A 580-nucleotide genomic window follows, 5' to 3' on the forward strand; every position below is an offset into this window, starting at 1 on the left:
GCGACTTTGCGCGTCTCGGAGAGTGCGACGCCGTATTGATCTGCGTGCCGACCCCGATCACCGCCCAGCGCGAGCCCGATCTCAGTCATGTGGTCGACGCCACCGAAGCTGCGGCGCGCGCCCTGAAGTCCGGTCAGCTGGTCGTGCTGGAATCCACCACCTGGCCCGGCACGACCCGGGAGATCATGAAGCCGATTCTCGAGCGCGGCGGCCTGAAGAGCGGCGAGGACTTCTTCCTGGCCTTCTCGCCGGAACGCGAGGATCCGGGCAACGCTCGGCATTCGACGACCACCATCCCCAAGGTCGTCGGCGGCGATGGGGATGAGGCGCTGGAGCTGGCGTCCGCCCTCTATGGCGCCATCGTCGACAAGGTGGTGGCGGTGTCCTCGACCCAGACCGCCGAGGCGGTGAAACTGACCGAGAACATTTTCCGCTCGGTCAATATCGCCCTGGTGAACGAACTAAAGATGGTCTTCAGCGAGATGGGCATCGACGTCTGGGAGGTGATCGACGCCGCCAAGACCAAGCCGTTCGGCTTCATGCCCTTCTATCCGGGCCCCGGACTGGGCGGCCACTGCAT

1 protein-coding gene is annotated in these 580 nt (G+C 65.2%); it reads left to right on the forward strand.

Annotated elements, in window-relative coordinates:
* Positions 1–44: 44 nt before the first annotated feature.
* Positions 45–580: nucleotide sugar dehydrogenase (locus tag EES48_RS00005; protein ID WP_240623161.1), on the forward strand; the 536-nt coding region annotated here is incomplete at its 3' end.

The sequence above is a fragment of the Brevundimonas lutea genome, assembly GCF_003704105.1.
GTDB classification, from domain to species: Bacteria; Pseudomonadota; Alphaproteobacteria; order Caulobacterales; family Caulobacteraceae; genus Brevundimonas; species Brevundimonas lutea.